Raw genomic sequence first — 835 nt, 5'->3', positions numbered from 1 at the left:
TTTTTTTTTTCAAGCAGAAGACGGCATACGAGATGCTCAGGAGTCTCGTGGGCTCGGCGGTGGGCTAGCCGTCGTCGCGGAATATCGCCTGGAGTTCGTTGCTGCTGCAGTTACTCGCTGCCTACCCAGGTCGGCAGGTGGGCGATGCCGAGGCCGGCCAGCGCCGCGTCGACCATCGCTTCGGCGTTATTGGTGGCCAGCCGCGTCCGTTTCGGCCGCAGGTGCTGGAGCTTGCCGTCGTGCTGGAAGCGCCAGGCATAGGGTGGCGACAGGTTGTCCCAATCGATGCCGGCATGCTCCGGCAGTTCGCCGGGGGATGCGGGAACGCCATGTTCGCGCAGGTACTCCGGGCTGGCGCAGACCACCCGCACCATCGGCGCTAGCGAGGTGGCCACCAGGCGGCTGTCGGGTAGCGGGCCGGCGCGCAACACCAGGTCGACCTCGCCGAGATGTTCGCCCTGCAGGTCGATGAAGCTGCCGATCAGGCGCAATTGCACGTCGAGGCCGGGGTTGGCCTTGAGGAAGTCGGCGACCGCCGGGGCCAGGTGGCGGCGGCCGAAGGGCACCGGCGCATCGATACGGATCAGGCCCTGCGGCGCGGTGCTCAGGGACACCGCTTCGGCACGGGCCAGGCGCAGTTCGGTGACGATCCGCCGGGCGCGGTCGGCGAAGGCCAGGCCGGCCGGAGTGGCGCGCACCGCATGGGTGGTGCGCACCAGCAGAGTGCTGCCGACGGCGCGTTCCAGGGCGTCCATCCGGCGCGCCACGGCGGACGGGGTGAGCGGGTGCTTGCGCGCAGCGGCGGAGAAGCTGCCGCCATCGAGGACATCGAGGT

Annotated in this window: 1 pseudogene; it reads right to left on the bottom strand. The window is 69.6% G+C overall.

Annotated features, from left to right (window positions below):
* Nucleotides 1-67 precede the first annotated feature (67 nt).
* A pseudogene (locus tag GYB81_RS23650) lies at nt 68-835 on the bottom strand (LysR family transcriptional regulator); the annotation flags it as partial.

The sequence above is a fragment of the Pseudomonas yangonensis genome, from assembly GCF_009932725.1.
GTDB classification, from domain to species: Bacteria; Pseudomonadota; Gammaproteobacteria; order Pseudomonadales; family Pseudomonadaceae; genus Aquipseudomonas; species Aquipseudomonas yangonensis.
The sequence above is the reverse complement of the archived record's forward strand: the minus strand, read 5'-3'. Positions and strand labels throughout refer to the sequence as shown.